This window comes from Methylobacterium sp. E-066 (assembly GCF_022829635.1).
Lineage (GTDB): Bacteria > Pseudomonadota > Alphaproteobacteria > Rhizobiales > Beijerinckiaceae > Methylobacterium.
This window is the reverse complement of the sequence record NZ_JAKSYO010000107.1, coordinates 19968-46140: the sequence shown is the minus strand read 5'-3', so window position 1 is coordinate 46140 and position 26173 is coordinate 19968. Positions and strand designations below refer to the sequence as shown.

Below are 26173 nucleotides of genomic sequence, written 5' to 3'. Positions count from 1 at the left end.
GTCGCATCCCTCACCCTGTCCCTCTCCCGCACGGGAGAGGGGACCTGCGCCTCATTCGGTGCCGGGTGAAGACCGGAGCCCACGGAGGGGGGCGGAAGAGGCGTCGAGGGCCAGATCAACGCCGTGGTCTCGGCCAGATCGCCGACGTAGTTGTGCGACAGGCGGAACAGCACGGGGTCGATGCGCGCTTCCACCAGGCCGCGGATCAACGCCGGCTTGGCTTCGCGAAAATTCAGCGTGCCGGTCATGGCGCCCAGCGCGTAGCCGCGCTCCGGATCCGGCGTGCGCGCGAAAAAGTCCTGGAGCAGGCGCAGCTTGGCGTTGCGGCGCGGTTCGTAGGCGAGGCGGTCGAGGAGATGGGCGAAGTCGTTCATACGGCCACCTCCGGCTCCGCGGCGTCGGCCGGGGCCGGCTCCGCCTCGCCGTCGTCGCCGTAGCCCAGCAGATGGAGCGGCTTCGCCTTGATCCCTTGCGTCCCGCACCAATGCACCAGGGCGTCCTCCTGGCCGTGCGTCACCCAGACCTCTTCGGCGCCGGTATCGCGGATCGTGCGGCACAGGTCCGGCCAGTCGGAATGGTCGGAGATCACCAACGGCAGCTCCACGCCCTTCTGGCGGGCGCGGGCGCGCACCCGCATCCAGCCCGAGGCGAAGCAGGTCACCGGATCGGGGAATTTTCGCGACCACAGGTCCTGCATCGCGCTGGGCGGGCAGATCACGATGGCGCCGTGCAGGTCCTTGCGGTCGGCGGCCACGACCTTCGGGGTATCGCCCAGAGGGATGCCCTCGCGCTTATACAGCTCGGTCAGCTTCTCCATCGCCCCGTGCAAGTGGATCGGGCGATCCCAGCCCTCCTCGCGCAGCAGCGCCATCACCCGCTGCGCCTTGCCCAGCGCGTAGGCGCCGACGATGTGGGCGCGCTCCGGGAACAGGGCCACCGAGGCCATGAGCTTGCGGACCTCGTCGCGTGTGTCCGGATGGGTGAAGACCGGCAGGCCGAAGGTCGCCTCGGTGATGAACACGTCGCAGGGCACCACCTCGAAGGGCAGGCAGGTCGGGTCCGGCGCGCGCTTGTAGTCGCCCGAGACCACGACGCGGACGCCGTCCCGCTCGATGGCGATCTGCGCAGAGCCGAGCACATGGCCGGCGGGCGCGTAGCGCACCGTGACGTTGCCGACGCGCAGAGCCTCGCCGAGCCGGGCCTCCTGGCGCTGGCGACAGAAATCCTCGCCGTAGCGCACCGCCATGATCCGCAGGGTCTCGGGGGTCGCCAGCACGTGGCCGTGGCCGGCCCGGGCGTGGTCGGCATGGCCGTGAGTGATCAGGGCACGCTCCACCGGCCAGGTCGGATCGACGTGGAAACCGCCGAGCGGGCAGTAGAGGCCCTCGCGGGTCAGGGTGAGGAGGTCGCTCGCGCGTGTCGGCATCGGGCCCGTTGCTGCCGGTGGAGTCCGCCGGTGGGCCTAGTATATAGGCGCCCCCGACCCGGCAGACGCATGGCCACGCACCACAGTTCCGGCGACCTCCTCGCCGACCGCCGCTATCGCTACGCCGAGGCGTGCCTCGCCGACCACGACTTCTCCGGGGCCGCGGATCTCGCCGAGCAGGCGCTGGAGATCGCCCCCCGCTACGCGCCGGCCTGGCTGCTGCTGGGCCGCGCCCGAGAGGGGCTGGCCGTCCGAGGGGACGATCCGGCGCTGCGGGCGGCCGCGACCCGGGCCTATGCCTGCGCCCTCGACATCGACCCCGACGACACCCTCGGCGTGCGGGCGCACCTCGTTCGCCTAGGGGAAGGCGGCGGCCTGCCGGCCCTGTCGCCGGCCTATGTCCGGGCCCTGTTCGACGGCTACGCCCCGCGCTTCGAGCGCCACCTCGTCGACGGGCTGAGCTATGTCGGCCCGCAGCTCGTCCTGGACGCCCTGCCCGCAAAACCAGCGCGGTTCGATGCGGCGCTCGATCTCGGCTGCGGCACCGGCCTGATGGGTGCGGCGATCCGCGACCGGGTCGGCCACCTCACCGGGGTCGATCTCTCACCCGGGATGCTGGCGCTGGCCCGGACCAAGACGCATCACGGCGTTCCGCTCTACGACCGCTTGGCCGAGGGCGATCTGGCGGCGTTCCTGGCGGACGAACAACGGGCTTCCGCCGATCTGTGCCTCGCCGCGGACGTGCTGATCTACGTGGCGGACCTCGCGCCCGTGCTGGAGGGGATCGCCCAGGTCCTGAGGCCGGGCGGCCTCGCGGCCTTCACGGTGCAATCCCATGACTGCGACGGCGCCCTCTTGGGCGCCGATGGGCGCTACGCCCACGCCGACTCCCACATCGCCGCTTCGGCCTCCCGAGCGGGCCTGGACATCCTGACCCTGCATCCGGCCGATGTCCGGCGGGAAGGCGGCCGGCCGGTGCCGGGCCGCGTCGTTGTGTTGCGCCGCACTGCGGCATGAAACCGCCCGGCTCTTCGTCCATTGTCAGTCGGCCGCATCAAGCGCGGCGTTGAAATTGGGGATCGGCATGGCGGATATCGGCGGCAGGAGCGATGGCGGCGCACAGGAGCGCAAGCCCGACCTGCCAGCGGACCGCTCGTTTCCGGCGGATCCTCGAACGCGGATCTTCTTCGCCATCGCGCTGGCGACGCTCGCGGGCTGCGCCGATTCCATCGGCTTCCTGGAATTCTCGCAGCTGTTCATGTCGTTCATGTCGGGCAACACCACGCGCTTCGGCGTGGCGGTGTCGAACGGCGATTGGGAGAACGTCACCCGGGTCGCCAGCACCATCAGCCTGTTCTGCTTCGGCGCCTTCCTGGGTACGCTGATCGCCGCCTGGGTCGGGCGCTGGCGTCTCGCCGTCCTGCTGACGCTCCAGGCGCTGTTGCTAGCCGGCGGCCTGCTGATGCCCTGGGGCACCTTCGCCTACCCGCTGCACGCCTACCCGATCGTCCTGGCCCTGGGGCTCCAGAACGCGACCCTGCAGGACGAGGCCGGCCGCTCGCTGGCGCTGACCTACGTCACCGGCGCGGTGGTGCGGTTCGGGACCGGATGCGCCAACTTGCTGCTCGGCACGGTGGCGCCCTCGTTCTGGATCCAGGCGCCGCTCTGGGCGGGGCTCAGCACCGGCGCGGTCCTGGGCGGCCTGCTCGACATCCGCTACGGCGAATCCGCCTTCCTGTTCCCCGCCGGCCTCGCCGCTCTCCTGGCCCTGGTGGCGATCGCCCTGACCATCGCCAAGCCCGGCAGCACCCTGGTGGCCGGCTCGGCGCCCGCCCCCGACGCGAGCCCGAAGGCGCGGGTGATCGACGCGATCCACTGAAGCCGGCCCGCTGGCCTCTCGCCGAGGCCAGCGGATCAGCCGTCCGAATCCCGGTAGCTGCCGCGCCCCTGCTTGATCACGGCGCGGCTCTTCTTGGCGCCGATGCGCCGCTCCTTCGAGCCTTTGGTCGGCTTGGTCGCGCGGCGGATCGGCGGCGGCGGCTTGGCCGCCTCGGTCACGAGATCGACCAGCCGCTGCAGCACATCCGCCCGGTTGCGCTCCTGAGTCCGGTGCCGCTGGCCGGACAGGACCAGGACGCCGTCCTTGGTCAGGCGGCGGCCGGCGAGCTTGTACAGGTTCGCCTTGACCCGCTCATCGACCGAGGGCGAGGCCAGGATCGACCAGCGCAGCTGGACCGCGGTCTCGACCTTGTTGACGTTCTGGCCGCCCGCCCCCGAGGCGCGCATGAACGACAGCTCGATCTCGTCGTCCTCGATGGCGATCCGCGCATTCACCCGCAGGGACATGGCGACCTCCGGCCTGCGCCCCGACGCGCGGTCGATCGGCGGTCGGAAACGCGCTTGAGCCTCGCATCCGGCGCGGGGCTGGCGATCTCGGAGATGCGAACCGAAGCCACGATCGCCATATCCTCACATACCGGTCCGATGCCGCGCCGGGCCGGCGACTTCCGTGGTCAGGCGGCCTCGGCCGGAGTCCGGGCGCGCAAAGCCAGGGCATGCAGGCCGCGCTTGAAGGCATCGTCCAGCAGGGCATTGACCAGGCGGTGCCGCTCCACGCGGCTCTTGCCCTCGAACGCCGCGGCGACGATGTCGAGCCGGTAATGGGTCTCGCCCCCCGGCCGGGCCCCGGAATGGCCGGCATGCAGGTGCGATTCGTCGATCACGTCGAGGTGTGCCGGCGCGAGTTCCGCGCGCAGTTTCGTCTCCATCCAGCCCCGCAGGGTGTCGTCTTCACCGGTCTCGTCAGCCATCGCGCCCTCACCTCTAATTCACCGGCATCCGTCAAGCCCGATCCCGCGCATGCGTCATCAGGCCCGGTGCCCTTGTGTCTCCGGTTTGCCCCCTCATAATCGGCCCGTCATGGATCTCAACTCGCGCCTGTTCGACAGCATCCGGATCAGAAAACCGTCCTGCGACGAGCCGAAGCCCGCAGCCGACGGCACGTGCGAGGCTCAGGGCTGCACGCAGCCGGGCCTGCACCGTGCGCCGAAGGGGCGGAAGGCGGAAGGCCAGTACTGGCGGTTCTGCATCGACCACGTCCGCGCCTACAACGCGAGCTACAACTACTTCGACGGCATGAACGATGCCGCCGTCCAGGCCTTTCAGAAGGACGCGATCATCGGGCACCGCCCGACCTGGGCCATGGGGGTGAACCCCGCCGGCCAGGGCAAGCCGGCCGAGGAGCCGACCCGGGACTGGGCCTATGTCGATCCGCTCGGCATCCTGCGGGGTGCCGGCGTCGGCGACGGACGCCGCCGCGCCCGCCAGCCGGAGCCGGAAAAACCCCGCCGCACCGCCACGGTGCGCCGAGCCCTCGACGTGATGGGCCTCGAAGAGGGGGCGGAGGGCCCCGCCATCAAGGCCCAGTACAAGGCGCTGGTGAAGCGCTTCCATCCCGACGCCAACGGCGGCGACCGCTCGTTCGAGGAGCGGCTGCGCGACATCATCCGCGCCCACGATGTGCTGCGCGCAGCCGGGCTCTGCTGAGCGGCACGAACGATGCAGGCTATTCCGGTCGTACGATAGGGCAAACCGCGCGGCGCGACCCTATATGGAGCTGGTGCCGATCGGTGGCGCCGCACCGCGCAGCCGTTTAAAGATCGAGTCCGCCCCGCGGCGGATGCCCGGCTCGACGTTCTTCCGTGCGGATCCTCCATTCCTTCGGGCTGGAGTTTCCGCGCCTCACGAGGTCCCGAATGCTCTCTGACGACACGCCCGCCGCGCTGCCCGACCGCACCGTTTCCGTCCGCGAGGTCTTCGGCATCGATCTCGACCTCAAGGTTCCGGCCTATGCCGAGCCGGAGGAGCACGTTCCCGATCTCGATCCGGACTACATCTTCGATCGGGAGACGACGCTGGCGATCCTGGCGGGCTTCGCGCGCAACCGCCGCGTGATGGTCACCGGCTATCATGGCACCGGCAAGTCGACCCATATCGAGCAGGTCGCCGCCCGGCTGAACTGGCCCTGCATCCGCATCAACCTCGACAGCCACGTCTCGCGCATCGACCTCGTCGGCAAGGACGCGATCGTCCTGAAGGACGGCAAGCAGGTCACCGCCTTCCAGGACGGCATCCTGCCTTGGGCGCTGCAGAACAACGTCGCCCTGGTGTTCGACGAGTACGATGCCGGCCGCCCGGACGTGATGTTCGTGATCCAGCGCGTGCTGGAGCTGTCCGGTCGCCTGACGCTCCTCGACCAGAAGCGCGTGATTCGCCCGCACCCGGCCTTCCGGCTGTTCGCCACGGCCAACACGGTCGGCCTCGGGGACACGTCGGGCCTCTATCACGGCACCCAGCAGATCAACCAGGGTCAGATGGACCGGTGGTCGATCGTGACGACCCTGAACTACCTGCCGCACGACCGCGAAGTCGACATCGTGCTCTCGAAGGCGCTCCATTACCGCAACGACCAGGGCCGCGACATCGTCAACCGGATGGTGCGCGTGGCGGACCTGACCCGCAACGCGTTCATGAACGGCGACCTCTCCACCGTCATGAGCCCGCGCACCGTGATCACCTGGGCGGAGAACGCCGACATCTTCAAGGATGTCGGCTTCGCCTTCCGGGTGACGTTCCTGAACAAGTGCGACGAGCTCGAGCGGACCCTGGTGGCCGAGTTCTACCAGCGCGCCTTCGGCAAGGAGCTGCCTGAGAGTGCGTTGAACGTCGCCTTGAGCTGAACCTTATGGAGGACGCGATGGCGCATCCGGCCCTGACACGCGAGGACGCTTCGGCGGCTCCGCGCGCCGAAGGGCGGACGCGCTATGCGGACGATGTCTACACTTGGGTTCAAGAGCAGGTCGCATTGCTCCGTGCCGGCCGAGTAGACGAGCTCGACCTCGACAACATCGCCGAGGAGCTGAGCGACGTGGGCTCGGAACAGTACGACAAGCTTGAGAGCGCAATCGAGGTGCTGTTGGCGCACGTGCTCAAATGGGACCACCAGCTCGAACGGCGCAGCCGGAGTTGGTCGCTGACAATCGCCGAGCAGCGGGTGCGGATCGACAGGCAGCTGCGCAGGAATCCGGGCCTCAAGTCGCGCATCGTTGAGGCTGTTGTTGAAGGCTATCGGCTCGGTCAGCTGCGGGCCGCTCGCGAGATGAAGCGCTCGCCCAAAACACTGCCCGCGGAGTGTCCCTACACCTGGGACGACATCCTGAATCGCCCCTTCGAATTCGAGGCCGACCGGTAGCTCCGCATGTCCATCTCCAACCGCAAGCCCGGCGAGCGTCGCGAATCCGTGGCCGAGCCCCTGAAGCGCTCGGTGGCGGGGTGCCTGCGCGCCATCGCCCGCCGGTCCGAGGTGGAGGTGACCTACGCCACCGACCGGCCCGCGCTCACCGGCGACAAGGCCCGGCTGCCCGAGCCGCCGCGCAAGCTCTCGGTACAGGATGTCGCGGTGCTGCGCGGCAATGCCGACGCCATGGCGCTGCGGCTCGGCTGCCACGACATCGCGGTGCATCGCCGCCTCGCCCCCGAGAACGCCGCCGCCCGCGCGGTCTACGATGCGGTGGAGCAGGCCCGGGTCGAGGCGATCGGCTCGCGGCGGATGACTGGCGTCGCCAGCAACCTCACGGCGATGCTGGAGGACCGCTACCATCGCGGCGGAAAGTACGAGACCATCACCGACCGGGCCGACGCCCCGATGGAGGACGCCGTGGCCCTGATGGTGCGCGAGCGCCTGACCGGGCAACAGCCCCCCGAGGCGGCCTCCAAGATCGTCGCGTTGTGGCGCGAGCATATCGAGGCCAAGGCCGGCCCGAACCTCGACGGCCTGATCGGCTCGATTGAGGACCAGCGCAAGTTCGCCCGCTCGGTGCGCGATCTCCTCACCTCCCTCGACATGTCGGACGAGACGCCGTTCGACGCCGAGGATGATGAGAACGACGACGAGAACGACGCGCAGGACGACGAGCAGAACCCCAGCGAGGGCGATTCCGAGGAGAAGAGCCAGGGCGAGCGCGCCGAAATCGAGACCTCGGAGGAGGCTTCCGACGAGATCGAGGAGGGCGCGCAGGAATCCGCCGACGCGCCGTCCGGGGAATTGCCCGACGAGTCCGAGGATGGGGAATCCGAGGAAGCCTCCGAGGCGTCGAAGCCGCCCCAGCGCCAGGGCAACGAGGCGCGCGGGCCCGAATACCGGGTGTTCAATCCCCGGTTCGACGAGATCATCCACGCCGAGGAGCTGTGCGACGCCGACGAGCTGTCGCGTCTGCGCAGCTACCTCGACAAGCAACTGTCGCACCTACAGGGCGTCGTCGGGCGCCTCGCCAACCGGTTGCAGCGCCGGCTCCTGGCCCAGCAGAACCGCGCCTGGGATTTCGACTTGGAGGAGGGCCAACTCGATCCGGCACGCCTCGTCCGCGTGGTCATCGACCCCTACCAGCCGCTCTCCTTCAAGCAGGAGAAGGACACCAATTTCCGCGACACCGTGGTCACGCTGCTCCTCGACAATTCGGGCTCGATGCGCGGCCGGCCGATCACCGTGGCGGCGACCTGCGCCGACATCCTGGCGCGGACGCTGGAGCGCTGCGGCGTGAAGGTCGAGATCTTGGGCTTCACCACCCGCGCGTGGAAGGGCGGTCAGAGCCGCGAGGCCTGGCTCGCCGCCGGCAAGCCGCCGAATCCGGGCCGCCTGAACGACCTGCGCCACATCGTCTACAAATCCGCCGACGCGCCGTGGCGCCGGGCCAGGAAGAATCTCGGGCTGATGATGCGCGAGGGTCTTCTGAAGGAGAACATCGACGGCGAGGCCCTGGACTGGGCGCACAAGCGCCTGCTCGGGCGCCCGGAGCAGCGCAAGATCCTGATGGTGATCTCCGACGGCGCGCCGGTCGACGACTCGACCCTGTCGGTCAACGCCGGCAATTACCTGGAGCGGCACCTGCGCTGGATGATCGAGGAGATCGAGACCCGCTCGCCGGTGGAGCTCCTGGCCATCGGCATCGGCCACGACGTGACCCGCTACTATCGCCGGGCCGTGACGATCATCGACGCCGAAGAGCTGGGCGGCGCCATGACGGAGAAGCTCGCCGAGCTGTTCGAGGAGAACAACGCATCCGCGCCCACGGGCCGGGCCCTGCGCACGGCGGGCGGACGGCGCTGACGGTTTGCCGGGAGCCCGGCGCGGCTTTCAGGCCGCCTGCCGGGCGAGCGGCGGGAAATGCAGGCCGCCGGCGATGCGGTTCCAGGCGTTAATGGTCGCGATCGCGACGGTCAGCAGTAGCGTTTCGTCTCGGCTGAACAGCGCGCGGGGCGGCTCGGTGGAATACGAGGGCGCTGCGCCGTCGGCCATGCGCGTGAGCTGCTCGGCCCAGGCCAGGGCGGCGCGCTCGCGAGCTGAGAAGCCCGGGTGGTCGCGCCAGACGGCGATCCCGTCGAGAATCGGGTCGGCGATGCCGAGGCGGCGCGCCGTGTCGAGGTGAAAGCCGACGCAGAAGGCGCAGCCGTTGATCTGGGAGACGCGGATCTTCACGATCTCGCTCAGGCGCTTGTCCAGCCCGGCCTCGTCCACGGCCTTGCCGAGGGCGAGCAGCGCGGCCTGGGCCGCCGGGACCGAACGCCGGAACGTGTCGTACGAAAATCCCGCGTCCTCACGCAGTTCCGCCTCGGACATGGTGCCCTTCGTCATTCGCGCTATTATCAGAGCACGAACAACATATCAGAACGCTGACAACCGGCAAGGGCCGATGCCATGGGTGATCTGCCGGATGCGGGGGAAGGCAAGCGCGGCGTCGACGGGCATCTGGGCTATCTGCTGCGGCAGGCGGCCCATGCGCATCGCCAGCACGTTGAGCAGCGGCTGGGCGACCTCGGCCTGACCCTGCCGCAATTCTCCGTCCTGACGATGCTGGCCGCCTATCCCGGCCACAGCAGCGCGGATCTCGCGCGCCTCGCCCTCGTGACGCCGCAGACCATGAGCGTCATCGTCGCGAACCTGCTGAAGGCCGGCCTCATCGCGCGGACACCGCATCGGGTTCACGGCCGGATTCAGACCATCGCGCTGACGGACGCAGGCGAGGCGATGATCAAGGCCGCGAAGAAACGCGTCTATGCGCTGGAGGCGGAGATGCTGGCCGATCTCGCGCCCGAGACGCAGGCGGCGATTCGCCGATGGCTGACGCGAATCGCACAACCGGAAACCGAGTAAGAGCGCGCGACGCAGGCAAGCGCAAACCGCCGCGGCATGCCCTGCCGCGGCAGTTTGCATCGTCCGATCGATGATAGGCGCGGAAGCGCCCGAGATCAGGCCGCGACGGCCGGGGTCTCGGCGAGCTTCTTGTGGATCTCGCGCTTCAGCAGGCGGGCGGTCTGCGACAGGTCGCCCTCGCCGGCCTTGATCAGGAAGGCGTCCAGGCCGCCGCGGTGCTCCACCGAGCGCAGGGCGTGCGCGGTGACGCGCAGGCGGACCCGCTTGCCGAGCGCATCCGACTGGAGCGTGACGTTGCACAGGTTCGGCAGGAACCGGCACTTGGTCTTGTGGTTCGAGTGGCTCACGAGGTGGCCGACCTGAACGGCCTTGCCGGTGAGTTCGCAGCGGCGCGCCATGATGACTAAAATTCCCGTCTCGTTCCGCCCGAGAAGACCCGATCGCAAGCGGCGCGATCATCGTCGCAGCGGGCGGCGCCCGATACGTATTCCAGGTCCAGCGGAGTCCTGTTGAAGGCGCGAGCCTATAGGCGACCCGGCCCCGATGCGTCAAGCTCCGCACGGTCGAACCTGTCCCGTTCGGGCCGGCCGTGCGCCCAACGGTCTGTTAACCACGATGCCAGGATATAACCGTCATCGGCTCGACGCAGGCCAGCCCCGCGCCTGCACCGAGAGCCCGTCTCGCGAGATCGTCTCGCAAACGATAATCTTCGCCCGCGTTTTTTGGGATGCGATCCGGATCATGAGCGCCACGCCTGTCCGTCGGACGATCAAGCCGCTGACGACGCGACTTCTCGGGACCGTGCTCGCGCTCGCGGCGCTCGGCGCCCCGGCCGATGCCGCCCGGCGCGCGAAGCGGACCGCTGCCGCGGCACCCACCACGGTGACGGTCGATTACGGCATCAACCTCGCCGGCCTGCCGATCGGCACCGCGCGCCTCGCCGGCAGCTTCGAGCGCGACCGCTACCTCATGGACGTCTCGGCGGTGCTGACCGGCCTCGTCGGCGCGATCACCGGCGGCAAGGGCTCGGCCCGGGCCTCCGGCACCTTCTCGGCCGCTCCGCAGCCGGGCGCGTTCTCGATCGCGACGCATACGGCGAGTTCGGGAATCGCCGTGCGCATGGCGCTGGCCCACGGCAACGTCGTGCAGGCCGAGATCACGCCGCCGCTGGTCGACATGCAGGACCGGGTGCCGGTCACGGCCGCCCACAAGCACGGCATCATGGATCCGGTGAGCGCGCTGCTGATGCCGGCCCAGGGTCGGGGCGAGCCGCTCGATCCGGACAATTGCAATCGGACCCTACCGGTCTTCGACGGCGCGACCCGGTTCAACGTCGTGCTGAGCTATGCCGAGACCCGCGCGGTGCAGAAGCCCGGCTATGCCGGCCCGGTCCTGGTCTGCACCGCCCGCTACCAGGCGGTGGCCGGCCACCGGCCGGACCGGCCCGGGGTGAAGTTCATGGAGGACAACCGCGAGATGTCGGTCTGGCTCGCCCCCGTCGAGGGGACGCGGGCGCTGATTCCGTTGCGCATCTCGGTGCTCACCACCATCGGCACCAACATCATCGAGGCGACCCGCTGGACCCAGGGCACCGCCACCGGGACGGCCGGCGCCAGCGTCGCCCAGGCGAGCCTGCCCGGGCAGTAGCGCCCGGCCGCGATTCGCCTTTGACCGGCAGCTTCTTTCCGGGCATCGCGTGCGCCGCGACAGGGAGGCGGCAGGATCATGGCGAAGGGCTACATCATCGTCCGGATGACGGTCACCGATCCGGAGACCTACGCGGCCTATGCCGAGATGGCCTCCGCGGCGATGCGGCTTCACGGCGCCAAGCCCCTGGTCCGCGGCGGGCGCTGCGAGGCGCTGGAAGGCGAGGCCCGGCCACGCAACGTCGTGCTGGAATTCGACTCCTACGACGCGGCGCGGGCCTATTATGTTTCGCCGGAATACCAGGCGGCTAAAGCGAAGCGCCTGCCCGCCGGGATCGGCGAGGTCGTGCTGGTCGAGGGCGCCGATTGAGGCGACGCGTCTACGCCGCCAGGGGCGCCCGGCCGTAATTGGTCGCGTAGGCGTTCTCGACGGCCGGGATGATCTCGACGATCGTGAACCACCGGTCCCAGAACGCGGTCTCGCGCAGGGCCTCGACCACGCATTCGTAGGCGTGGTGATCGCTCGCCTCCCAGACCCACAGGTCGGTCACGCGGGCGGTGTAGAATTCGGCATCGTAGAAGCGCAGCTTCACCGACTCGGCGTGGCGGCGCAGGATTGGCTCGAACGCCGCGTGCAGCTGGGCGAAGCGGTCGTCGATCGACAGGGCGAGCCAGTCGGGCGAGGTCTTCACCAGCATGAAGACGGTGAGCTTGGGATTGAAGGTCTGGTCGGACATGGATTGGACCGCTCCGTGGGTCTGTTGGAACGCCGCAATGATGCCCCCGGGCGGCCCGGTGCCGAACTCGCGTTCATGACCGGCCGGACGGCGCGCGGGCCTGCGCTCAAGCCCCGGAAAAACCCGGAACAATCCCGGTCCGCCGAGACGGTGCGGACGATCCTCGAAGGCGCGGCTCGCGTTCTGGAGGAGCGGGGGCTCACCGGCTACACGACCAATGCCGTGGCCGAGCGGGCCGGCGTCTCGGTCGGTTCGGTCTACCAGTACTTTCCCGGCAAGGAGGCGCTGACCGCGGCCCTGGTGGCACGGGAGACCGGCCTGCTGATCGCGGCGGTCCAGGCCGCCTCCGAGGCGGAAACGCCGGAGCTCGGCCTGCGCCGGATCGTGCAGGCGGCGGTCGCGCACCAGCTGTCCCGGCCGCGCCTCGCCCTGCTGCTCGACCGCGAGGAGAATCGGCTCCAGCTCGCCGACAGCCTGGACGCGGTCCACCGGGCAATCGCGGGCGCGCTCCTGGCCCTGCTGGCCCGCCTCGAACCCGGGCCGCCGGTCGAAGCCGAGATTGCGGCGGGCGACCTGTTCGCGCTCGTGCGGGGCATGGTCGATGCCGCCGGAGAGCGCGGCGAGCGGGCCGGCGACGCGCTGGAACACCGGGTTCTGCGCGCGGTGTTCGGCTATCTCGGGCTGCCACACGCAGCGAACTGAAAATCTTTCCTTTTCCGGGCGATGATCCGCGCATGTGCCCGCACCGCCTCCGAATCGCTTTCGCCTCCGCGGCCCTCGCCCTCGCCGGACCGGCCGCGGCCCAGCCCCTCACCGCGGGATCGGCCGATCCCGGCTGCGGCGGTGACGCCTTCTCGTCGGCGCAGGTGATCGAGCATCGGCCGCCACGTCACGGCCCGCTGGTGACGGTGCCCGACACCCTCTGCGCCGACCTCGCGCCCCAGCCCGGATCCCCCGCGACGCAGATCGACGTCTATCCGATGATTATGCCGCAGGTTGGCAGCAGCCCGGGTGATATCCCATATGGGGGAGGACCGAGGCGGCCCTATCGTCCCTGACGCGACCGGCCATCCGAACCTCCCTGCCCGCGCCAGACGGCGCCGCGCCGGCCTTCCCGTCCGAAGGAACCGCCGACCATCGACGCGCCGCTTCGCCCCCTCCCCCGCCGGTCCCTGCCGCGCGACGTCCGCGCCCGCGGCGTGACGGCGGTCCTCGGGCCGACCAACACCGGCAAGACGCATCTCGCCATCGAGCGGATGCTCGCGCACCCGACCGGCATGATCGGGCTGCCCCTGCGGCTGCTCGCCCGGGAGGTCTATCTGCGCGTCGTCGCCAAGGTCGGCCCGGAGAAGGTCGCCCTCGTGACCGGCGAGGAGAAAATAAAGCCGGACCGGCCGCGCTACTGGATCTGCACGATCGAGGCGATGCCCCGCGATCTCGACGTGGCCTACGTCGCCATCGACGAGATCCAGCTCGCCGCCGACATGGATCGCGGCCACGTCTTCACCGATCGCCTGCTCTACCTGCGCGGCCGGGAGGAGACGCTGCTGATCGGCTCCTCGACCATGCTGCCGCTGGTCCAGGGCCTGATCCCGAACGTCCACACCACGACCCGGCCACGGCTGTCGCAGCTGAGTTTCGCCGGCGAGAAGCGGCTGTCGCGCCTGCCCCGGCGTACCGCGATCGTCGCGTTCTCGGCGGAAGAAGTCTACGCCATCGCCGAGCTGATCCGGCGCCAGCGCGGCGGCGCCGCGGTGGTGCTGGGCGCGCTCTCGCCGCGCACCCGCAACGCCCAGGTCGAGATGTACCAGGCGGGCGACGTGGATTACCTCGTCGCCACCGACGCGGTCGGGATGGGGCTCAACCTCGACGTCGACCACGTCGCCTTCGCGGCGAACTGGAAATACGACGGCACGCGCTTCCGCAAGCTGACCCCCGCCGAGATGGGCCAGATCGCGGGCCGTGCCGGCCGCCACCTCGCGGACGGGACCTTCGGCTCCACGGGGCGCTGCCCGCCCTTCGAGCCCGAGATGGTCGAGCGGCTGGAGAATCACGATTTCGACCCGCTGCGCATCCTGCAATGGCGCAACCCGGATCTCAGCTTCGGCACCCTGGAGGCGCTGCAAGCGAGCCTGGACGAGCATCCGCGCGAATCCGGCCTCACCCGGGCGCCGATGGGCGAGGACCAGCAGGCTCTCGAGATCCTGATGCGCGAGGACGACATCCGCGACATGGCGCAGAGCCAGTCGACGGTGCGGCGGCTCTGGGATGTCTGCGGCGTGCCGGATTACCGCAAGGTCCACCCGCAGGTGCATGCCGACCTGGTCGCGCAGCTCTACCGCTTCCTCATGAAGGGCATGGCCGGACGCATCCCCGACACGTGGTTCGCCGAGCACGTGGCGATGATCGACCGCACCGACGGCGACATCGATACGCTGTCCCGTCGGATCGCCCAGGGACGCACCTGGACCTTCGTGGCGAACCGCCCCGACTGGCTCCGCGACCCGGAACATTGGCAGGGCGAGACACGTCGGGTAGAGGACAGGCTGTCAGACGCCCTGCACGAACGCCTCGCGAGCCGCTTCGTCGACCGGCGCACAAGCGTCCTGATGCGGCGCCTGAGAGAGAACACGATGCTCGAAGCCCAAATTTCCGCCGACGGTGACGTCACCGTCGAGGGTCAGCATGTCGGTCACCTGCATGGATTCCTATTCGTCCCCGATGCCAGCGCCGAGGGGCACGAGGCCAAGACTCTGAGGAGCGCCGCCGAGAAGGCGCTCGCCGGGGAGATCGAGGCCCGGGCCGACCGCTTCGCGGCGACCGCCGATTCCACCGTCGTGCTCGCGCATGACGGGACGATTCGCTGGACCGGTGCCCCGGTGGCGAAGCTGACCCCCGGCGAGAAGCTGTTCGCGCCGCAGATTCGCCTGCTCGCCGACGACAGCCTGACCGGCGCGCATCGCGAGAAGGTCGAGGCCCGCCTCGATGCCTGGCTGAAGGCTATGATCGTGCGCCTGCTCGGCCCGCTGATGGAGCTCGAGACCGCGGCCGACCTCGTCGGGCTGGCCAAGGGCATCGGCTACCAGGTGGTTGAGGCGCTCGGCGTGCTGGAGCGCTCGAAGGTCGCCCAGGAGATGCGCAGCCTCGACCAGGAGGGGCGCGGCGCGCTCCGCCGGCACGGCGTGCGCTTCGGCGCCTACCACATCTTCCTGCCCGCCCTGCTGAAGCCGGCCCCGCGGACCCTGGCCGCCCAACTCTGGGCCCTGCGCAACGGCGGCCTCGACCAGCGCGGCCTGGACGAGATCGCGCATCTCGCCGGCTCCGGCCGGACCTCGATCAAGGTCGATCGCGAGATCGCCAAGGGCCTCTACCGGGCGGCCGGCTTCCGCGTCAGCGGCGAGCGGGCGGTGCGGGTCGACATCCTGGAGCGACTGGCCGACCTGATTCGCCCGGCCATCGCCTATCGCCCCGGCACCACGCCGGGCGCCCCGCCGGACGGCACCGCCGACGGCGACGGCTTCGTGGCGACCGTCGGTATGACCTCGCTGGTCGGCTGCTCGGGCGAGGACTTCGCCTCGATCCTGAAATCGCTGGGCTACTCCCTCGAGGCTCGGCCTGGCCCGGCGATCACGGTGCCGCTGCTGCCGGCCGCCGCGACGGCGCCGGTCGTGGTCACCCCCGCATCGGAATCCGCCCCGGCGAGCGAAACCGACGCCACCGGTCAGGACTCGGCCGGCGAAGCCACCGGCGACGAAACGGACGCTGCCGTGCAGGCTGCCGATGCGGAGGGTTCCAACGACGAGGCATCGGCCCCGGAGAACGCGGAGGCTGCCCTCGCTGCCGAGGCAAGCCCCGAAACCGAATCCGCCCCGGATGCCTCGACGGTAGCCGAGCCCGCCGAAACAGTGGCCGAGGTCGAGGCCGAGCCGGAGGCGGTCCCCGCTCCGCAGCCCGAGCCGGAAGAGGCTCCGGCCGAAGCCGCCCAGGCCGCCGAGACACATGCGTCGGAGACGGTCCAGTCCACCGAGACGGCCACCGAGTCGGAAGCGGCCGAGACCACGTCCGGCTCCGAATCGGCCGAGGCTGAATCCACGGATGCGGAGAGCGAGGCCCCGGCTGAGCAGATCCTGATCGAGGTCTGGCGCCTGCAGCGCCATCAGCGTCCGGCCCATCCCCGGGCGCAGAACCGCCCGCGCGGGGCGGGTCGCGGGCGCGACGGCGCCCAGCAGGGTCAGCACCAGGGTCCCGGTCGCCCGGAGGGGGCGCGTCCCGATCAGCGGCGGGCCGAGGGGGGCGAGCGCCCCGGCAACGAGGGCGGCCCCCGCACCGGGCGCGACCGCGGCCCCCGTCGCGAGCGCTTCGAGGGCGGGCGCCCCGAGCGCCGGGACGATCAGCGCAATGCCGAGCAGCGCCATGCGGCGCCGCGGCCCGACCAGCGCCCGCCCCGGCGCGAGCGGGCCCCAGATCCCGACTCGCCCTTCGCCAAGCTGGCCGCGCTCAAGGCGCAGCTCGAAGCCGGCGACGGCGGGAAGCGCTGACGCCCGCGGATGCGGGAGGGTCGGCAACGGCTCGACAAATGGCTGTGGTTCGCGCGGTTCGCGCGGACCCGATCCCTGGCCGCGCGCCTCTCTGAAGACGGCTTCGTGCGGGTGAACGGCACCCGCACTGAGAACCCGGCCAAGGGTATCGTGATCGGCGATGTGGTGACGGTGGCCGCCCCCCACGCGACCCTGGCCGTGCGCGTGCTCGGCCTCGGCGAGCGGCGGGGGCCAGCCCCGGAGGCGCGGCTTCTCTACGAAGATCTGGCCAACGTCCAGACGGAGATCGAACCGCTCGAGTGATGAGCCGGCGCCACAGCCGCCGATCGAGGACCGGATCGCGCCCCCCTGGGACACCCGCGCGCTTGTCAGCCCGGGAGGCAGGGTCTAGAGCCCTTGGCTTCCGAAAGACTTGGTTCGACGCCAGGTTTTGCGGCGCACCATCGCAGCGCCACCTGGGCGTGCGGGCCTCCGAGGCTCCGCCCCGGCAGACCAGAATTTTGGGACGAAGATAGCCGATGACCTACGTCGTCACCGACAATTGCATCAAGTGCAAGTACATGGACTGCGTCGAGGTGTGTCCGGTGGACTGCTTCTACGAGGGCGAGAACATGCTCGTCATCCACCCGGACGAGTGCATCGATTGCGGCGTCTGCGAGCCGGAATGCCCGGCCGAGGCGATCAAGCCCGATACGGAATCGAACCTCGAGACCTGGCTGAAGCTCAACGCCGATTACGCCAAGAGCTGGCCGAACATCACGCAGAAAAAGGACGCTCCGGGCGACGCCAAGGAATGGGACGGCGTCGCCGGCAAGCTCGAGGCGCACTTCTCGGCCAACCCCGGCTCGGGCGACTAGAGCTTGACGCCCCGACGGAGGTCGCTCCGGAACAGGCGGATTGAAACGCAGGTGTGACCGCACAGAGTCTGGATAACGGATTGCCTCACAATGTTGCGATCCGTCATCGGTTCGGCTGCTGGCCGTGCATCGCCGCGGAAACGATCGTCGACCTGCGTCAAGCGAAGCCCTGAGCCGCGGGCAGGTCATTCCCCTCCGGCCAAGCCGGTGTAAAACTCTTTCGAGGCTGCGCCCGGACCGCGCGCGCTTCTTCAGGGATGCTTTGATCTGCGCGCCGGATTGTGATACACAATCTGCCTGCCGTCGCTCGCGCCAGACGTGCCCCCTTCCGGCCGAAATGCCTTTTGCTTTCGTACCCTATGAGGAGTGGCACGCGAACGACCGCCGAGGGTGACTTCGGCGGATGTTCCGGTGTTTGCACGGCCGCGCCGGGGAACGCCCGGATTTTTGTCCTTCGGGACGGGGATCCCGGGAACGGCGAGGCAAACCGGGTATCCCGCCCGGAAGAACACGGTTTTGCGCGGCGCGGAGCGTCGCGCGCCAGTGGAGGCCCTTCTCGCATGACCACAGCCAAGAAGACGACGACCGCAGGCCGGCAGGGCTTCAAGACCGGTGAGGCCGTCGTATATCCGGCCCACGGCGTCGGTCGCATCACCGCGATCGAAGAGCAAGAGATCGCGGGCTACAAACTTGAGCTGTTCGTCGTCTCGTTCGAGAAGGACAAGATGGTCCTGCGCGTCCCGACCGCGAAGGCCAACAGCGTTGGCATGCGCAAGCTCGCCGAGCCGGAGCTGGTGAAGAAGGCGCTGGACGTGCTGACCGGCCGTGCCCGGATCAAGCGCACCATGTGGTCGCGCCGCGCCCAGGAATACGAGGCCAAGATCAACTCGGGCGACCTGCTCGCCGTCACCGAGGTGGTGCGCGACCTGTTCCGCTCCGAGGCCCAGCCTGAGCAGTCCTATTCCGAGCGTCAGCTCTACGAGGCGGCGCTCGACCGGATCGTGCGCGAGATCTCGTCGGTCAACCGCATCACCGAGACCGAGGCGCTGAAGCTGATCGAGCAGAGCCTGGCCAAGTCGCCGCGCCGCGCCAAGGAGGCCGAGCCCGAGGCTGAAGCCGAAGGCGAGGGTGACGACATCCAGGAAGTGGCCGCCTGAGGCGCCTTTTTCCCAAGACGAAACAAAGCCCGGCCCTCTGCGGCCGGGCTTTTTTTATGCCCGTCTGGGCACCGCTCGACGGGAGACCGATTCGCCGCGATAGCCTGCCGCCCATCGCATTTCCCAAGGGATCGAAGGGTCGGGGACTGGACGGTGCGACGCCGGGACCCATCTTCTGGCGACGGAACACGAAAACGTGGCCGCTCCGCTGTCGCACTGCGAAGCGATGCGGCGGAACTTTCGCGTTTTGCCTCCCGTTGTCGGTTGCCTGGCGCCGCCCATCGGTGACGCCCTGCGGGTTGGACGCTCCGTTCGGCGCCGCAACAGCACTCGGCAACAAGAGGCAGGCGGGATGGCTGATATCGCTGGAATTCGACGGCAGTTCATACGGACTGCCATGGAGGCGCCCTTCCTGGCACGGGAAGAAGAGCGCGGCCTCGCCGTCCGCTGGAAGGACAACCGCGACGAGCGTGCGCTGCACCGCCTGATTTCAGCCCATATGCGCCTCGTCATCGCTCTGGCGGGGCGTTTTCGTCACTACGGCCTGCCGATGGCCGACCTCGTGCAGGAGGGGCATGTCGGCCTGATGGAGGCCGCCGCCCGGTTCGAGCCGGAGCGGGATGTCCGGTTCTCGACCTATGCCACTTGGTGGATCCGGGCCTCGATACAGGACTACATCCTGCGCAACTGGTCGATCGTGCGCGGGGGCACGTCCTCGGCCCAGAAGGCTCTGTTCTTCAACCTGCGCCGGCTGCGCGCCCGGCTGATGCAATCCACCGAGGAGCATGTCGGCGACGAGATCCACCGCCGCATCGCCACTGCCATCGGCGTCTCGCGCGATGATGTCGCCCTGATGGATGCCCGCCTCTCGGGTCCCGACATGTCGCTGAACGCCCCCGTCGGCGAGGACAACGACGCCTCCTCCGAGCGCATGGACTTTCTGGTCGACGGCGCTGCGCTGCCGGACGAGACCGTGAGCGCCACGGTCGACGGCGAGCGGCGCCTCAGCTGGCTGCAGCAGGCGCTGACGGTCCTGTCCGAGCGCGAGCTGCGGATCCTGCGCGAGCGGCGCCTCGCCGAGGATCAGGCGACCCTGGAGGCTTTGGGCCAGCGCCTCGGCATCTCGAAGGAACGGGTCCGCCAGATCGAGAATCGCGCCCTGGAAAAGCTCCGCCGCGCCCTGGCCGACCGCTTCCCGGCCGCCACCGGCAGCCCGCATATCGGCTGATCGTCCCGCAAGACGGCGCAGCCTTCAAGCGAACCCGGCCAGACAGGCCGGGTTTTCTCGTTTTCAGAGCTGCTTTTCCATCAGGATGGTCCGGGATGTGACGCGCTCACCTCGAAACGGCCTGATCTCGCCCGTCGGGCCGAATCCCATCCGCGTCCAGAAGCCCAACACCGGATTGGTCTCGACAACGGCCAGACGCAGCGTGCGGGCTTTCAGGTCGTTCCGGGCAACTTCCTCTGCCGCCTGGCAAAGCCTGCGGCCAAATCCGGCTCCCTGGGCGCTCTCACGGATCGCCAGGAGCCCGATGAAGGCTGTTCCCGCAGCCGGATAGCCATGGATGAGATCAAGAAGTCCGATGGCTACGCCGTCACATTGTGCCAGGAACGCGTGCTTGTCGCGCGGCGCGCATCCCGGCGGGAGCCCTGTCGCGAACCCGGAGGCGCCATCCTCGCGTTTCGGCACGCCATCGACCCGCATGGAATAGGCCGTGAGATCGTCGAAGACGGCGTCCACGGCGCGCAGATCGTTCGAGGTGACCGCCACGAGTGATACGGGCGACCGATACGTCATCGCTTTCTCCCCGCACCACGAGACTGCACGACAGAGCGGCAGCCTGGGCGGCTACGCCCCCTGCACCGCTGCGCTGCGCCGCTCCCGCCGGCGTCGGCGCCGCCCGGGCTCGGGGGTGGTATCGAGCCAGATCACCAGCGCCAGGGCCATGAGCGCCGGCACGCCGAGGGCGAGGAACGCGCCGGTCCAGCCGAACACAGTGTAGGACAGGCCGCCATACCAGCCTGACAGGGCGCCGCCCACGCCCTGTACGGCGTTGACGCTGCCGAGCGCCGTCTGGGTACGACCGGAGCCCCAGGTCAGATCCGCCACGATCACCGGCACCGCCACACCGACGATGCCTGAGGCAACGCCATCCAGGACTTCTGCGGTGATGAGCCAGACCGGATCGTCGATCAGGCCCGAGAGCACCGCCCGGACCGGCAACACCGCGAAGGCCACCATCAGGAGCTGACGCCGTCCGCGCCGATCCGCCAGGGAGCCGGCGAACAGCGCCACCGGCACCATCACGAGTTGCGCCACCATCACGTAGCGCGCGGTCCAGGTCGTGGCGTCGGCGGCGGTGGCGACCAGCTTCTGGCCGAGCAGGGACAGCATGCCGCCGCTGCCCAGGTTGAACAGCGTCAGCGCCACGGTGAGCACCAGCAGGCGCCGATTGCCCAGCACCTGGCGGATGCCGCTGCGCTGCGGCTCGTCGTCCGCGTCCTCCTGCCAGCCCACGGCGCGGCGGCGGTTCCAGGCGCCGGCCGGCGTCGTCAGGGTCGCGACGATCGCGGCGACCGCCATGCCGCCGAGCACCCAGAAGGCGATGGCCGGGCCGAACGTGCCGGTGCCGAGGCTGATGCCCCCGGCGGCGATCAGGATACCGACATGGTTGAAGGCCTGGTTGCGGCCCTGCTGCTTGGGAAACCCATCCTTCCCGACGATCCCGAGGGTCAGCGCCGCCACCGCCGGCAGCAGCAGCGTGCCGCCGGCGGCGGCGAGCAGCTGCGCCACCAGCACGGCGGAGAAGCTCCGCGCGGGCAGAAGCAGGAGCGTACCCGCCAGGATCGCCGCGCAGGCGAGCGCCACCAGCAGGCGCGGGCGGGGGAAGCGATCGACCAGCGCCCCGAACGGGCCACTCAGGAACAGCGTCCCGAATCCGACCAGGGTGATGACGAACCCGACCCGCGCCGGGCTCCAGGACGCGGCCTGCGCCAGCCACGTCCCCAGGAACGGCCCGAGGCCGCCCTGGATGTCACCGATGAACAGGTTGATGAAAGCGAGGTGCGCTGTGGGGCTCATGCGATCCAGGTCTGGCGGCGGGCCCCGGACCTGGACTCCGGTCTCGTTACGGTCAAGCCCGGCTCGATGCGCTCGCCTCCCGCGCCGTCAGGAGTCCGGCGGCCCGTACTGCATCAGCCCGTCGCCGAACGACCAGCTCTCGGGGGCGACCTCGACCAAGTTCACGAGCACGTCGGCCGGCTTCACCCCCGGCTCGCGCCCGAGATTGCGGGCGATGGCGGCATAGAGCGCGCGCTTCTGGGCCGTGGTTCGGGTGGCGTTGGCGGTGATCTGGATGATCACGAGCTCATCGCCGCGGTGGATGCCGAGATAGTCCGGCCCGTAGTGGAAGTTCGCCGTCTCGTGCTCGTGGATGAGGGCGAACCGGTCGCCTTCGGGCACCGCGAAGGTCTCGCGCAGGGCCGCGTAGACGCCCTCCACCAGGGCGGTGCGGTAGGCCGGAGGGGTGCCGGCGCGCAGGGAAATGCGGATCAGGGGCATCGCATCAAGCCTCCCTCACAGACCGCGCAAGGCCGCGAGGCCGGGGGCGGCGAGATGCGCGACCTCGGTGCCGGACTGGGCATCGGCTCGGTCGGCCTGCAGGGTGAAGCGCGTCAGCCGCCACGTGGCGGGTTCGAGCCCGACCAAGGTGGCCAGAACGCCCGGGTGCCCGGCGATGTCCCGTCCCCGGACCTGCTCGGTCTCCCGCAACTGGCCGAGATCCTCGTCGGGACCGATCTGCCGCGTCTCCTCGGACAGGGCAACTCTGGTCGCGGCAGCGCCGAGGCTCACGTCCAGCGGAAGCCACGTCTCCACCTGCGGGCGCCCGAAACTCTCGATCACGGCCCGGAAGCCCGGCCCGATAAGGAATTCGACCGCCGCACCGGCGTCGCGCCACAGATAGAGCGAGCTATAGGCATTCGCCGCCGCGCCGCGTGCGCGCTCCTCGATGGCGAAAGCCTTGAAGACGAGGCCCGGCATTGCGTCCCAGGCGTGCGCCCGTTCGGCTATCCGCGTACGGATTCGGTCCATCGGATAATCGGCCGGCAAGCGGTGCCGGTAGCGTGCAACTAGCATCGTCCTCTCCTCTGTCGCGCCGACAGAGTTGCAGGCAGCCATCATAAGAGCGAGATATCGCTGAGAATATCTCTGATAACGGATGCTTGTGATGCTGCCTCGTCCCCTCGACCTCGACGGCGTCCTGGCTTTCGTGCGGGTGGTCGATCTCGGCAGCTTCACCCGCGCCGCCGAGGCGCTGGACACCTCGCAGGCGGCGATCAGCCTGCGCCTCAAGCGCCTTGAGGATCGGCTCGGGGAGCGGCTGCTCGATCGGACACCCCGGCACGTGGCCACGACCCGGAAGGGCGAGCTGTTCCTGTCGGCGGCGCGGCGGCTGCTGGAAGCGCATGAGAGCGCCCTGTCGGAGATCACGGCCGACGTGCCGGCTCGGCTGTGCCTCGGCATCAGCGACCACGTCGCCGGCCCGGACCTGCCCGCCCTGCTCCGGCGCCTCGGCCTCGACAAGACAGGACTGACCCTGGAGGTGCGGATCGTCCCGTCACGGGACCTCGCTTCCGCCTTCGAGTCCCCGGGCGAGGGCGGCTACGACGCGGTGCTGCTGCGGACCGAGGAAAGGCCCGAGCGCGACGGGACCATCCTGGCTCAGGAGCGGCTGGGCTGGTTCGCGGCGCCGGATTTCCCGGCCCCTCCGCAGGGCGAGCCCGTGCGGCTCGCAGGCCTGTCGGGGCCCTGCAACGTCCGGGCGGCGGCGGCCCGCACCCTGGATGCGGCCGGCCTACCCTGGACGGAGGTGTTCGTCGGCGGCGGCGTGCTGGCCGTCGGTGCAGCGGTCACGGCGGGCCTCGCCATCGCCGCCCTGGCGCCGAGCACCGCCCCGCCAGGCGCCGTAGAGATCGGCGCACGGCTGGGCCTGCCCGAATTGCCGCTCACCTGGATCGTGCTGCGGTCCCGGCGGCTCACCGGGCGGCCCGCCGAGGCGTTGCGCATCCTGGCGGCGGCCTATCGCGGTCCCGGCGGCCGCTGAAACCTGTCACGACCCGCCTGCACGACATCGAACCTGGACTCGGCGACGGCCGACGAGCGCGTCGCCAGAATCAATGCGGCGGCATTGCCTCGGTGCCTGCGGGCCAGATCTTGCGCCCGCTCGCCCAGGGCGAAAGCCTCGCGACGGCGCCGCGCTACATATTCCGAATCCGACGCCGACAACGTGATCGATGCGATCACCCGAACCCTCGGCGGCAGGGGGGAGCGGGACTATGCTCTGGGCAATCGTTGAAGCGATCTACGATCGCCTGACAAGCTCCGACCCATTCCCAGGATGGTCGTTCGTCTCGGGCATTACCGCTGGCGGGTTGATAGCCGTCGCGCTTGAATGGTTCGGCCGATGGCGCAAAACAGTGAATTCGGACGACGCCCTTCGGAAGCTTGATGCGAGAAAGCTCAACGAGCATCTGAAACTGTTCGGCAGCTTCACCAACACGCTTGGTGCGGCCATCATTGGCGCCGCCTTCATCGTTCCTTACATTGGAAACCACGCATCGCCCGATCAGGTCTCCGGCTGGGGCGTTGGCGCAGGCGCACTCCTGCCGCTCACGGGCCAGATCATGCTCCGGTTCATGCGAAGCGAGAGTTGAACGATGTCGAACGCTCCCCTTCTGCTCTTCCTTGTCGGCGGGATAATCGGCGGCGGTTTCGCGTACTTTTACCAAGCGGCACGGACCTTTGACCGCGATCACGCGCCGAAGCAGGACAGCAAGACGAAGCCTGCGGTTCCAGCCCGTACCTAAGCTCGAATGGATCAGCGCTATGGAACCGACGCTCGGCGCGGTGGCCTGCGCTGAAGCGGCGACGGATCCGGCGGGAGCGGGCGCTCGCGATCAGAAACGGGAGCCGCCCCCGACGCAATGCGATCGGGAGCGGCTTTCGAAACATAGGGCCGTTTCAGATCCTCAGGAGGCCAGCGGGCCGCTGGCGCCCTGGGCTTCCTGGGCCTTCTGACGGTAGAGGGCGACGAAATCGATCGGGTCGATGTACAGGGGCGGGAAGCCGCCGTTGCGAACCGCCTCGGCCACGATCTGGCGGGCGAACGGGAACAGCAGACGCGGGCACTCGATCATCACGGCGGGATGAAGCTGGTCGGCCGGGATGTTGACCATCCGGAAAACGCCCGCATACTTCACGTCGAACGCGAACAGCACGTCGCTCTGGATCTTGGCGTCGCCCTCCAGGGTCAGCTCGACCTCGAAATCGGTGTCCGAGAGCTGCTGCGCGGTGACGTTGACCTGAATGTTGATCTGCGGGCCGAGGCCTTCCTTCGGCTGCAGCGAGCGCGGCGCGTTCGGGTTCTCGAAGGACAGGTCCTTCGTGTACTGCGCCAGCGCGTTGATGGTCGGCGCGTCGCCCTGCGGCATGCCGCCGCCGTTGCCGTTGGCTGCCGGAGAGTCGGCCATGCGGATCATCCTTCTCGATCGACCGGCAGGGCCGGCCCGGGTTGTCGCGGCGGGAGCCGCTGAACGGCGCCGCGAAGCGGCCCGGAAGGCAGCGCCGCTAACACGCGCGCCGGGCACGGACAAGCAGCAGGCTGGCGTGGCGCTGGCGGCGGCGGTGTCCGCGCCCCATATCGGTTGAGGCACGGGGATCGCGGCGTTCCGCACCGGTACAACCGGCTCGCTCCGGGCGCGCTGGTCGGTTATGAGTCGCCTGGACCCGCGAGCGCTTTGCCGGCGCCGCACCGCGCACGACCTCGGCAAGGGGCACGAGGTCCCGCCGCGGCCACCATCGGATCGGTGATGCAGGACAGCTTCGACGTTACGACGATCATCTTTCTCGCGCTCGCCGTCTTCGTGATCTGGCGCCTGCGCTCGGTGCTCGGCCAGAAGACCGGCGCGGAGCGCTCGCCGTTCAAGCCGGTGGACCGCAGCCGGACCGAGCCGCAGGCGCGCTCCGAGGGCGACAACGTCGTGCGTCTGCCCGGCGCCGACCGGGTACAGCCCGCCCCGGCCCAGTCTGCTGTCGCCGCCCGCGACTGGCGGGGCATCGCGGAGCCCGGCTCCGAGATCGCCCGCGGTCTCGAGGCCGCCGTGCAGGCGGAGCCCGGCTTCGACCCGCGCGCCTTCATCGAGGGCGCAAAGGCGGCCTACGAGACGATCATGATCGCCTTCGCCAAGGGCGACCGGAAGACCCTGCGGGGCCTCCTCTCGAAGGAGGTCGGCGAGGCGTTCGAGCGGGCGATCGCCGAGCGCGAGCGCAACCGGCAGACCCTGGAGACCACCTTCGTGTCGATCGACAAGGCCGAGATCGTCGCCATCGAGGTGCGCAACCGCGTGGCGCAGATCACCGTGCGCTTCCTGTCGAACCTCATCACCGCCACCCGCAACGCCGAGGGCAAGGTCGTCGACGGCAGCGCCGAGACCGTGGTCGAGGTGCCCGACGTCTGGACCTTCGCGCGCACCCTCGGCTCGCGGGATCCGAACTGGCAACTCGTGGCCACCGAGGCCGGCGCCTGATTTCGTGACCCCGTTG

General features: G+C 69.6%; 30 protein-coding genes and 1 pseudogene. 19 read left to right on the top strand and 12 right to left on the bottom strand.

Annotated features, from left to right (window positions below):
• Together MKL20_RS15810 and MKL20_RS15805 are read right to left on the bottom strand one after the other, a co-directional pair.
• Positions 1 to 374 (bottom strand): annotated as a pseudogene (locus MKL20_RS15810) (ATP-dependent DNA ligase); the annotation flags it as partial.
• Positions 371 to 1426, bottom strand: a complete 1056-nt coding sequence (locus MKL20_RS15805; protein ID WP_244037466.1) for a ligase-associated DNA damage response exonuclease — start codon at positions 1424 to 1426, stop codon at positions 371 to 373. The pseudogene MKL20_RS15810 and the gene MKL20_RS15805, both read right to left, overlap by 4 nt.
• A gap of 69 nt (positions 1427 to 1495) precedes the next feature.
• Here MKL20_RS15805 and MKL20_RS15800 point away from each other — a divergent pair, with 69 nt between their 5' ends.
• Entirely contained in the window at positions 1496 to 2443 is a 948-nt protein-coding gene (locus MKL20_RS15800) for a class I SAM-dependent DNA methyltransferase (RefSeq protein WP_244037465.1), read from the top strand.
• A gap of 67 nt (positions 2444 to 2510) precedes the next feature.
• Positions 2511 to 3305, top strand: coding sequence for a YoaK family protein (locus tag MKL20_RS15795; protein ID WP_244037464.1), 795 nt, complete (start codon positions 2511 to 2513; stop codon positions 3303 to 3305).
• 35 nt (positions 3306 to 3340) lie between these two features.
• Here the strand turns inward: MKL20_RS15795 and arfB are convergent, their stop codons facing one another.
• Entirely contained in the window at positions 3341 to 3772 is a 432-nt protein-coding gene (arfB, locus tag MKL20_RS15790; RefSeq protein WP_244019415.1) for an alternative ribosome rescue aminoacyl-tRNA hydrolase ArfB, read from the bottom strand.
• Between the two features lie 167 nt (positions 3773 to 3939).
• On the bottom strand, positions 3940 to 4236 hold the full coding sequence (locus tag MKL20_RS15785; protein WP_243968213.1) for a BolA family protein: 297 nt from the start codon (positions 4234 to 4236) through the stop codon (positions 3940 to 3942).
• A 109-nt stretch (positions 4237 to 4345) separates the two neighbouring features.
• On the opposite strand from MKL20_RS15785, the gene MKL20_RS15780 reads away from it, so the two are divergent.
• The 4 genes from MKL20_RS15780 (at position 4346) to cobT (ending at position 8591) form a co-directional block, all read left to right on the top strand.
• Positions 4346 to 4972, top strand: a complete 627-nt coding sequence (locus MKL20_RS15780; protein WP_243968210.1) for a J domain-containing protein — start codon at positions 4346 to 4348, stop codon at positions 4970 to 4972.
• A 209-nt stretch (positions 4973 to 5181) separates the two neighbouring features.
• Positions 5182 to 6165, top strand: a complete 984-nt coding sequence (gene cobS, locus MKL20_RS15775) for a cobaltochelatase subunit CobS (RefSeq protein ID WP_244037463.1) — start codon at positions 5182 to 5184, stop codon at positions 6163 to 6165.
• 17 nt (positions 6166 to 6182) lie between these two features.
• Positions 6183 to 6677, top strand: a complete 495-nt coding sequence (locus MKL20_RS15770; protein ID WP_244037462.1) for a DUF29 domain-containing protein — start codon at positions 6183 to 6185, stop codon at positions 6675 to 6677.
• A 6-nt stretch (positions 6678 to 6683) separates the two neighbouring features.
• Positions 6684 to 8591, top strand: a complete 1908-nt coding sequence (cobT, locus tag MKL20_RS15765) for a cobaltochelatase subunit CobT (protein WP_244037461.1) — start codon at positions 6684 to 6686, stop codon at positions 8589 to 8591.
• 27 nt (positions 8592 to 8618) lie between these two features.
• On the opposite strand, the gene MKL20_RS15760 is transcribed toward cobT, so the two are convergent.
• The gene (locus tag MKL20_RS15760; RefSeq protein ID WP_244037460.1) at positions 8619 to 9116 is read right to left on the bottom strand and encodes a carboxymuconolactone decarboxylase family protein; all 498 of its coding nucleotides are present in this window, start codon (positions 9114 to 9116) and stop codon (positions 8619 to 8621) included.
• A gap of 63 nt (positions 9117 to 9179) precedes the next feature.
• Between MKL20_RS15760 and MKL20_RS15755 the strand changes: the two genes are divergently transcribed.
• Positions 9180 to 9635 (top strand): MarR family winged helix-turn-helix transcriptional regulator, encoded by a 456-nt coding sequence (locus MKL20_RS15755; protein ID WP_244037459.1) that lies wholly within the window; start codon positions 9180 to 9182, stop codon positions 9633 to 9635.
• Positions 9636 to 9730: 95 nt separating this feature from the next.
• Here the strand turns inward: MKL20_RS15755 and rpmB are convergent, their stop codons facing one another.
• Positions 9731 to 10033: a 50S ribosomal protein L28 gene (gene rpmB / locus MKL20_RS15750; RefSeq protein ID WP_058190906.1), complete on the bottom strand. Its 303-nt coding sequence runs from the start codon at positions 10031 to 10033 to the stop codon at positions 9731 to 9733.
• 343 nt (positions 10034 to 10376) lie between these two features.
• Here rpmB and MKL20_RS15745 point away from each other — a divergent pair, with 343 nt between their 5' ends.
• Both MKL20_RS15745 and MKL20_RS15740 read left to right on the top strand, forming a co-directional pair.
• Positions 10377 to 11282 carry a DUF3108 domain-containing protein gene (locus MKL20_RS15745; protein WP_244037458.1) on the top strand — a complete coding sequence of 302 codons (906 nt, stop codon included), beginning with the start codon at positions 10377 to 10379 and terminating at the stop codon, positions 11280 to 11282.
• A gap of 78 nt (positions 11283 to 11360) precedes the next feature.
• Positions 11361 to 11651, top strand: coding sequence for a DUF1330 domain-containing protein (locus MKL20_RS15740; protein ID WP_244037457.1), 291 nt, complete (start codon positions 11361 to 11363; stop codon positions 11649 to 11651).
• Between the two features lie 10 nt (positions 11652 to 11661).
• On the opposite strand, the gene MKL20_RS15735 is transcribed toward MKL20_RS15740, so the two are convergent.
• Positions 11662 to 12018 (bottom strand): darcynin family protein, encoded by a 357-nt coding sequence (locus tag MKL20_RS15735; protein ID WP_244037456.1) that lies wholly within the window; start codon positions 12016 to 12018, stop codon positions 11662 to 11664.
• 15 nt (positions 12019 to 12033) lie between these two features.
• Here MKL20_RS15735 and MKL20_RS15730 point away from each other — a divergent pair, with 15 nt between their 5' ends.
• From MKL20_RS15730 to MKL20_RS15705, 6 genes are all read left to right on the top strand, one after another.
• Positions 12034 to 12720, top strand: coding sequence for a TetR/AcrR family transcriptional regulator (locus MKL20_RS15730; RefSeq protein WP_244037455.1), 687 nt, complete (start codon positions 12034 to 12036; stop codon positions 12718 to 12720).
• A 497-nt stretch (positions 12721 to 13217) separates the two neighbouring features.
• Positions 13218 to 16556, top strand: a complete 3339-nt coding sequence (locus tag MKL20_RS15725; protein WP_409568155.1) for a helicase-related protein — start codon at positions 13218 to 13220, stop codon at positions 16554 to 16556.
• 9 nt (positions 16557 to 16565) lie between these two features.
• Positions 16566 to 16859: an RNA-binding S4 domain-containing protein gene (locus tag MKL20_RS15720; RefSeq protein WP_244037454.1), complete on the top strand. Its 294-nt coding sequence runs from the start codon at positions 16566 to 16568 to the stop codon at positions 16857 to 16859.
• Positions 16860 to 17074: 215 nt separating this feature from the next.
• Positions 17075 to 17413, top strand: coding sequence for a ferredoxin FdxA (gene fdxA, locus MKL20_RS15715; RefSeq protein WP_058190913.1), 339 nt, complete (start codon positions 17075 to 17077; stop codon positions 17411 to 17413).
• A 560-nt stretch (positions 17414 to 17973) separates the two neighbouring features.
• Positions 17974 to 18570: a CarD family transcriptional regulator gene (locus MKL20_RS15710; protein ID WP_243968120.1), complete on the top strand. Its 597-nt coding sequence runs from the start codon at positions 17974 to 17976 to the stop codon at positions 18568 to 18570.
• 352 nt (positions 18571 to 18922) lie between these two features.
• Positions 18923 to 19798, top strand: coding sequence for an RNA polymerase factor sigma-32 (locus MKL20_RS15705; protein ID WP_007559662.1), 876 nt, complete (start codon positions 18923 to 18925; stop codon positions 19796 to 19798).
• Positions 19799 to 19861: 63 nt separating this feature from the next.
• On the opposite strand, the gene MKL20_RS15700 is transcribed toward MKL20_RS15705, so the two are convergent.
• The 4 genes from MKL20_RS15700 to MKL20_RS15685 form a co-directional block, all read right to left on the bottom strand.
• Entirely contained in the window at positions 19862 to 20368 is a 507-nt protein-coding gene (locus tag MKL20_RS15700; RefSeq protein ID WP_244037453.1) for a GNAT family N-acetyltransferase, read from the bottom strand.
• 51 nt (positions 20369 to 20419) lie between these two features.
• A complete protein-coding gene (locus MKL20_RS15695; protein WP_244037452.1) occupies positions 20420 to 21652 on the bottom strand; it encodes an MFS transporter in 1233 nt (410 codons plus the stop codon).
• 87 nt (positions 21653 to 21739) lie between these two features.
• Positions 21740 to 22132: a tautomerase family protein gene (locus tag MKL20_RS15690; RefSeq protein WP_244037451.1), complete on the bottom strand. Its 393-nt coding sequence runs from the start codon at positions 22130 to 22132 to the stop codon at positions 21740 to 21742.
• Between the two features lie 15 nt (positions 22133 to 22147).
• A complete protein-coding gene (locus MKL20_RS15685; RefSeq protein ID WP_279594793.1) occupies positions 22148 to 22708 on the bottom strand; it encodes a DUF4865 family protein in 561 nt (186 codons plus the stop codon).
• Between the two features lie 91 nt (positions 22709 to 22799).
• Here MKL20_RS15685 and MKL20_RS15680 point away from each other — a divergent pair, with 91 nt between their 5' ends.
• A complete protein-coding gene (locus MKL20_RS15680) occupies positions 22800 to 23675 on the top strand; it encodes a LysR family transcriptional regulator (RefSeq protein ID WP_244037449.1) in 876 nt (291 codons plus the stop codon).
• Between the two features lie 232 nt (positions 23676 to 23907).
• Positions 23908 to 24285, top strand: a complete 378-nt coding sequence (locus tag MKL20_RS15675; RefSeq protein ID WP_244037448.1) for a hypothetical protein — start codon at positions 23908 to 23910, stop codon at positions 24283 to 24285.
• A 315-nt stretch (positions 24286 to 24600) separates the two neighbouring features.
• Here the strand turns inward: MKL20_RS15675 and secB are convergent, their stop codons facing one another.
• Positions 24601 to 25101: a protein-export chaperone SecB gene (gene secB, locus MKL20_RS15670; RefSeq protein WP_244037447.1), complete on the bottom strand. Its 501-nt coding sequence runs from the start codon at positions 25099 to 25101 to the stop codon at positions 24601 to 24603.
• On the opposite strand from secB, the gene MKL20_RS15665 reads away from it, so the two are divergent.
• Both MKL20_RS15665 and MKL20_RS15660 read left to right on the top strand, forming a co-directional pair.
• The gene (locus tag MKL20_RS15665; RefSeq protein WP_244037446.1) at positions 25100 to 25279 is read left to right on the top strand and encodes a hypothetical protein; all 180 of its coding nucleotides are present in this window, start codon (positions 25100 to 25102) and stop codon (positions 25277 to 25279) included. The two genes, secB and MKL20_RS15665, sit on opposite strands and share 2 nt — an antisense overlap.
• Positions 25280 to 25440: 161 nt before the next feature.
• Complete coding sequence (locus MKL20_RS15660; RefSeq protein ID WP_244037445.1) at positions 25441 to 26157, top strand: Tim44/TimA family putative adaptor protein; 717 nt, start codon at positions 25441 to 25443, stop codon at positions 26155 to 26157.
• Positions 26158 to 26173 lie beyond the last annotated feature (16 nt).